The sequence below is a fragment of the Dorea sp. 210702-DFI.3.125 genome (assembly GCF_020560945.1).
In the GTDB taxonomy this organism is placed as follows: domain Bacteria; phylum Bacillota; class Clostridia; order Lachnospirales; family Lachnospiraceae; genus Dorea; species Dorea formicigenerans.
The window spans coordinates 85,801-92,956 of the sequence record NZ_JAJCNF010000009.1 but is presented as its reverse complement, the minus strand read 5'-3'; the positions used below and the strand labels follow the sequence as shown (position 1 = coordinate 92,956).

Annotated in this window: 5 protein-coding genes and 1 pseudogene; all 6 read right to left on the bottom strand. The window is 38.5% G+C overall.

The window, feature by feature from the left end; all coding sequences use genetic code 11:
* Window positions 1–378 precede the first annotated feature (378 nt).
* The 6 genes and pseudogenes from LI164_RS06355 to LI164_RS16305 all read right to left on the bottom strand — a co-directional run bounded on the left by LI164_RS06355 (window position 379) and on the right by LI164_RS16305 (window position 7,050).
* Window positions 379–1,485 (bottom strand): glycosyltransferase, encoded by a 1,107-nt coding sequence (locus LI164_RS06355; RefSeq protein ID WP_005331033.1) that lies wholly within the window; start codon window positions 1,483–1,485, stop codon window positions 379–381.
* 19 nt (window positions 1,486–1,504) lie between these two features.
* Window positions 1,505–2,059: a VanZ family protein gene (locus LI164_RS06350; protein ID WP_005331028.1), complete on the bottom strand. Its 555-nt coding sequence runs from the start codon at window positions 2,057–2,059 to the stop codon at window positions 1,505–1,507.
* A 226-nt stretch (window positions 2,060–2,285) separates the two neighbouring features.
* Window positions 2,286–3,686, bottom strand: coding sequence for a DUF4340 domain-containing protein (locus LI164_RS06345; RefSeq protein ID WP_005331027.1), 1,401 nt, complete (start codon window positions 3,684–3,686; stop codon window positions 2,286–2,288).
* Window positions 3,673–5,091, bottom strand: a complete 1,419-nt coding sequence (locus LI164_RS06340; RefSeq protein WP_227086898.1) for a GldG family protein — start codon at window positions 5,089–5,091, stop codon at window positions 3,673–3,675. Before LI164_RS06340 ends, LI164_RS06345 begins: the two co-directional genes overlap by 14 nt.
* On the bottom strand, window positions 5,091–5,954 hold the full coding sequence (locus LI164_RS06335) for an ABC transporter permease (protein ID WP_227086897.1): 864 nt from the start codon (window positions 5,952–5,954) through the stop codon (window positions 5,091–5,093). The genes LI164_RS06340 and LI164_RS06335 overlap by 1 nt, the downstream gene beginning before the upstream one ends.
* Window positions 5,951–7,050: pseudogene (locus LI164_RS16305) on the bottom strand (ABC transporter ATP-binding protein). The gene LI164_RS06335 and the pseudogene LI164_RS16305 overlap by 4 nt, the downstream one beginning before the upstream one ends.
* Window positions 7,051–7,156: the final 106 nt, after the last annotated feature.

Genomic DNA, 7,156 nt, shown 5'->3' with positions numbered 1-7,156 from the left:
ATTTATATTATCACATTCACAATCGCTTGTCAACAACTTTTTTATTTTTCTTTTTGCTGTCCGCTTCGATCATCTCTGTCGTTCGAAACAGCTTAACTAGAATATCATTTCTATCGACATTTGTCAACAGGAAATTTCATTTATTTTTTTGCGTTCCCATGAGCTCTTAAGCACTTTCCAGTCTTGTCTCACGCGACAGCTTGTATAATATATCATGCCTATCCAGAATTGTCAATATTGTTTTTATTATTTATTTTATTTGCACAATTTATACAATTCATTTTCCCATCTGAATCTAAAATCTCTCTTTTTTCACAAATCAGAAGAGGTAATCTAAAAAAGGCACCTTTGCCCGTTAGTTGGGACATAGCATTTTTATCAGTTTACTACACCTTCTATTATACTCTCTATCTTCTTTAATCTTCCTTCATACGTATCCTGTATACTACCTGCCTCAGATTTTTTCTTTAATTCTTCTAAGAATCCTGGTTCATCAAAGCATCTGGAAATTGCATGATATAATGTTTCTTTTCTATTTTCTACAATATATCCCCATTTTCCGTTACCGAGGTTTTCCTTGATTCCGCTACAATCTGTAGATATAACCGGCACACCAAGTATAACCGCCTCACTGATTGCAAGGTTATATCCTTCATTCAAGGAAGAACAGACAAATAAGTCTGCATTTTTTATATATGGATATGGGTTCTCTTGAAATCCAATCAAATGCTCCCATTTTTCCAAATGATGAGACTCGACCATTTCTTTTAGACGGTCATATTCTTTTCCATCTCCTACTATATTAAGAGTAAAGTCTCTGCCATCTTCTACCATATGCTCACAGATACTGGTCAGGCGAAGAAATCCTTTTTCTGGAATCACACGTCCCACTGCACAAATTGTAAATTTGTCATGTGCCACTTCATAGCCTTCTGCCATTCTGCGGATTGTCTTTGCCTCTAAAGGATTATAACAGACCGCTGCATTTTGAACTAATTCTATACCGAACATTTCTCCAAATGCGACGCGAATTGCCTCTGACACGAATACAATCTTATCGTACTGACTGTATGCATATTTTTCTTCTTCAAAGCTTTTGTAAAATACCGCTGTGCGGTGACGTTTTTTTAAGTTCGTATGCATCCACGCATATTTCCGACACATTGGATCATTGCAGTAAGATAGAATCTTCGTGGACGGTCCTTCCAGGAACGCGACCATAACATCGTAAGATTCTTTTACATATTGTTCATATAGCTTAGCTGCATGCTCTCGTATTTCTTTTGTTGCTTCTTTACTTTTACATGGGAAAATATGCGTCACTCTCACATATTGAGGAATCTGTTCAAAGTAAATCCCTTCTCCAAACACGACCAGCAGATGTATCTCATACTTTTTTGGATCCAGATACCGCAACAATGTAAGCAGCACCTTTTCCGCCCCGCCATTATTTAATGTATTAATTGCAAATAAAACTTTTTTCATGAACCTCTCAAACTCTTTTCTATCTGTCTCTATGCCATATTGGTTTTCCCGCTAACAGATAAGCCACTAAATTTCCAAATATGCACCCCAGCATGCAGCCTATACTGTTATTCATTATATCATCGAACTCAAACAGCCCTCTTTTCAGAACAAGTTGCAATATCTCGATTCCGAGCGAAACCACTATTCCACATAACAATCCCTGCCACCAGCGGATCTTTTTGTCAAAGACAAATGGAAGTAATCCACCAAGCGGAAGTAACAACACAATATTTAAAATATCTTCTTTCAACATCTCTCTGCTGCCACGAAATACTGCCCGCCAGGACCAGAATAAATCAAGGTTATAATGATAATCTGTCTGTGGATTTCTTGTAAATACTGTCGATGCATATACAATCGCAAGAAATGTAAGAGCTGCGAGACATGCATATGCCTGAAAGCCTTTCATCTTGTCTCTTTTTACCAACTGCCGCAGGCAAAATGCTACGACTATAAACACAATAACAAAAAACAGGAACTCTCTTGCCGTCCATTCTCTGTTATGTGTAACTAATATCTGATAAATATCCAAATGACCGTCTCCTTTTTCAATAGGGACTAGAATAGCACATATATTTTTTCTTGTCTAGGGCAAAACCTTTCTTATCACAGAATTTTAACATACAATTCCAACATACGAGTACAATTCAAGTCGAACTTCCGGCAGAATTATATAAATATACAGGACCCTAGCAAGATTACTCCCACCAGGGTCCTGTACATTTATGTTCTACTCGCAGATTCAAGGGATACGACATTTACTTCAACACAATTGCATTCACTGCTTCCGTCAAATCTACGACCAGATCTCGTTTTACTAGTGATATGGATTTTCCATCAATTGTCACAAGACAATTCGTTCCATCATATCGATATATTTTAACTTCTTTTTCCGGATATTTGTCATCTTTATAATGTAACGTAAAGCTGATTTCTTCTTTCTCAGAAGGTTCTTCACTTGTAAAGTCACTTGCTTTCAGCGCTTTAAGTGCATCTGTAAAGTCTGTTCCTTCAATTTCTTCTCCGTCATAAGTACTGACAACGTCGCCCTTCTTCTCAGACAGATCAATGGTGTAATCTTTATCTTCCAGCGTCACTTTTACACTGTCCACATCCGAAAGATCCGCTGTTACAACTGATTTATGTCTCAGCGAATCATAAGAACCATCTGTCACATTCTTATATTCGTCTTCTGTAATCTCGTAGATAATCTTGGAATCTCCGATTCTGACATAGGCTTTGTCGTCCTGTTTTGCGCTGACATGAAGTATAAATGTTTTCTCACTGCTGCCTGCTTCTGAATCTTTACTGTCACCGGAATCCTCAGAAGAATCCTCGGACTTCGGTGTATATTTTACCTCCAGATTATACTGTGGCTCATCAAGTCCATATTTTGCAACTTCTTCATCTGTCGTATTATAAGTCACATACGTTCCAAGATTCAGTGCATTTACATTGTTCAGATAGGTCTTCACAAGATTCGTATCCAGCGGCTGTTCTTCTTTATCTTTGTTCACAAAATAAATGTCGTCCTCATTGTCAGAAAGACCATCATTTTCTTTGTATTTTGCATCCAAAGAAGTAGATCCGGAAACTTTAATTTCTGAAATCTTCTCCACCTGATTAAAGTTTGGAATCTCATCATTTTTCACAAGCGCATCAATTGTCACATCAAAACTGTCCATCGGATCATTTTTCACAAGGTACACATTTCCATCTCCGATTGAAACATAACGCTGTGAATCCATGGTACTATAATCACCCAGTGAGATTTCATAAGTCTCATCGTCCGTCTCCAATGTGATTGTACATTCCGGATCATCCAGACCGTACTGTCCATAATCGTCCACATCTTCAATCTCAAATGCCACACCAAATTCTTTGAATAGTTTTAATCTCTCGGCAATCTTATCCTGATCTACTGGGAAGTTTGCATCATCGGTGTAAGTCCATGTACCATCCTTTTTTTCAAAGGCAAGGCTTCCCAAACTGCTCTTCCAGGAGATTTTATTCACAGAATCACTGTCCACTTCCAAAACCGTTTTGTCACTGTTTTTAATATTTTCTTTCTTTTTTTCTGTCTTGCTCAAAGCAAATGTGGCAATACATATCACCACTAAAACTCCAATCAGGATATATAATTTTTTAGTTCGCTTCATTTGCCCGTCTCCTCTTCACAACAATCGCAATACCAACAGCCAGATAAACAATCGGGAATACTCCAATCATGACAAGCTTCAGAATTGATGAAGTAGAATCACTGATCGTCAGGTAATTATATTGTAAGGATTTGCTTCTGATTGAAACTGCGTCACGCTGTCCTACCAGTGAGGATATAGAATTCATGACCAGATCCAGGTTTGCTCCGGAAGAATAACTGTTGTAAGTATCATCGACCAGATAAGAAGATGCATACCAGATCATCTGTCCATCATTTTCATCCTGTGTAATATCTACTCCTAACGCAAATGGTCCATCTGTATCCCCGTCTTCTTTATCATAAGTTGTCAAATTGTATCCTGCCGCCTTTGAATATGCCTCGTCTGATGTTGTGAGAAGTGACGTCACATTTACATCTTTATCCGTATTTCCAACCTCCAGTCCTCTTGCGATCGGTACAATTGCATAATAACTCTCATCCAGAAGCGGATCTGTAATGTTGCTGCTCTCAATGGTCGGCATCAGGATATACGGTGCCTGAAAAGCATAGTGATCATGGTCTGTATCAACAACAACTCCGTTATCAGATTTCACACCATAATCCGATAAAAGTCTATAAAGGTTCGGAAGATTTCCACTCTCCACCGGTCCTGCCATAACAAGCAGCTTACCTCCGTTGTTAAAATAATCTTCCAGCATATTTTTTTCTTCCTCGGAAATATCACTGGACGGCGCATTTATTAACACAAAATCTGCATCGTCCGGAACTTCATTGGTTGTCAGAAGCGAAAATTCCTCAGTCTCAATATTTTCTTTTGTAAGCTGATTACTAAATGTTGTGGAAAGTTCTGCTTCGCCGTGTCCATTCAATATATACATCTTTGGCTGTTCGCTGTTCACTACATAATCAATCGCAGAAGTGATTGCTCCTTCTCCGTCAAATGAAGTCGTTCCGCTGTAGCCTGAATATGCGCTTCCACTGGTTACGTAGATGTCACTATATGCGATATAACGATTGCGATCCCCACACTCTACGATCAGACTGTTGTTGGCAACCTCATCACTTGTATATTTCTGGGTAAATGTCGGATAAATATCCGGATTCTTCTTTTTTATTTTAATATGATCAGATAATGTATCATATTTGTCCAAAAGCTTTTCAATGACATCGTCTTCTTTACCATTCTGTACGACCCAGTAAATTGTCACATCCTCTTCCAATGTATTTACAACAACTTTTGTGTTGCTTGTGATAGAATAAAGTTTCGTGGAACTGATATCATACTGGGTTACAGAAGACGGCAGTGCCTGGGCAAATATATTTACCACGACCAGAATTGCAAGCACAATTGTTGTCAATACAATAGAATAAGTACCGCCTTTTAAAGCTGTTTTGTTCTTCATTAGTTGTACCTCCTTTTCTCAAGTGACTGAACACAGAGGAACAAGAAGAATACAATGACAGACAGATAAAATACAATAGCTGTCATATCAAACACTCCATTTACAAATGTATAAAACCGTTCAAACAAGGACAATGTCTTCATAATATTCGGAAGCAGTCCTTCGAACACACTTTTCTTTACAAAATAAATCACAGCAACTGCAATCAATAAAACTGCACCAACACCTGCCGCAACCGCATCATTTTTCGTCAGGATCTTAATAATCAGGCCGACAATCAGAATCAGTACAACAAGTGCGATAATGGAACCTATCACACTGCTGGAAATGTAATCTGCCAAACTGACACTGTAATAATTGAACAATACAACTGCCACACAGATACCTGCTGCCATTCCAAGATTCTCTGTCAACGAAGAAATAAACATTCCTATCGCAATAAGTGCTGCACCCATAATGAAAAATGCGATCAAGCTTCCATACGATGTCAAAAGATAGACATCTCCAAACTTTGCAAAGATTAGTGGATAAAAAGCAACAATTACTAGTGGAATTAAAAATACAACTAAAAGCGCAAGATATTTTCCAAGGATAATATCTGTCGTTGTAATCGGCAGCGAATAAAGAAGTTGGTCTGTTCTCTGTTTTCGCTCTTCTGCCAGAACTCTCATAGTCAGGATCGGCACTAATCCGACAAATATAAGGCTGATAAATCCAAGCACATATTCAAAGTTCGCAACTGCTTGCTGGATATTGTAGAGCATAGATCCGATTCCTACGAATACAAGAAGAAATGCTCCGAATACATAGGCCGTCAGAAAATGAAAATAACCGGACAGCTCATGTTTTAATACTGCTTTCATTCTGTTTTCTCCTCCTCTCCCTGTTTCTTTTTATTCCTGTATTCTTCCTCGTCAGTCTCGTCTTTCTCAAGACCACCAATTTCTTCCAGACCACTGATTTCCATATTCTGAAGATCTGCTTTCACCTGTTCACTATCTTTTCCAGGAACATCTGCCGGGTCAGCAGCTTCTGTCAGCTCCAGGAAGATATCTTCCAAATTTGCTTTCTTGGAGGTCAGCTCGTAAAGCGCTTTTTCTCTCTTTGCAAATTCCATAGAAAGCTTACGGCTGATTCCACGGATATCATCAGAATCTGTCTTCATTGTCACACTTAAAAGGCCATCTTGCGTCTCACGGTAAGACACCTCTGTAATTTCACCAAGTAAAGACTTCACTTCCTCTACTTCTTCCCGCGTTGCCTCTGTTGTAAACAAGATTTCGTTAGAACCTGCCAGCGACTTCTCCAAATGTTCCGGTTCATCAAATGCAATTAATTTCCCACCAGAAATAATCAACACTTTTTCACAGATTGCCTGCACCTCTGATAAAATATGGGAACTTAAAATAACTGTATGATTTATATTAACTGCTTGATCAGATCACGGATCTCAATAATCTGAATCGGATCCAATCCTACGGTAGGCTCATCTAAAATAATAACTTTCGGATTTCCAAGAAGTGCCTGGGCAATCCCAACTCTCTGTCTGTATCCCTTCGACAACTTGGAAATCAGACGTTTTCTCACATTCTGGATTCTCGTTTGGGAAATGACACCCTCGATCTGACGATCCATTTCTTTTCCTTTTAATCCTTTCGCTTCTGCAACAAACTTAAGATATTCCTCTGGTGTCTCATTCGTATAAAGCGGTGGAATCTCCGGTAAATATCCGATTGCTCTCTTGGCTTCTTTCGGCTCTTCAAAAATATCATGACCATCAATCGTGACCTGACCGGATGTCGCTGACAGACAGCCGGTAATGATATTCATAGTTGTAGACTTTCCGGCGCCATTAGGTCCCAGAAAACCATAGACATGACCCTCATCAATCTCAAAGGACAAATCGTCTACTGCGGTAAATTCACCGTAACATTTTGTTAAATGTTTTACTGAAATCATCACAAACCTCCTACATTTTCTTCCAAGTCTTATTAAAGAAAATGAATCTAAACTGAATTTAAACTTTTGCATGTCCAAAAGTGAAAAGTTTGTGAAAATAGATTTT

Coding starts and splice junctions, on each gene's coding strand:
- LI164_RS06355 (WP_005331033.1), bottom strand. CDS start 1,485: ATGAAAAAAGTTTTATTTGCAATTAATACATTAAATAATGGCGGGGCG.
- LI164_RS06345 (WP_005331027.1), bottom strand. CDS start 3,686: ATGAAGCGAACTAAAAAATTATATATCCTGATTGGAGTTTTAGTGGTG.
- LI164_RS06340 (WP_227086898.1), bottom strand. CDS start 5,091: ATGAAGAACAAAACAGCTTTAAAAGGCGGTACTTATTCTATTGTATTG.
- LI164_RS06335 (WP_227086897.1), bottom strand. CDS start 5,954: ATGAAAGCAGTATTAAAACATGAGCTGTCCGGTTATTTTCATTTTCTG.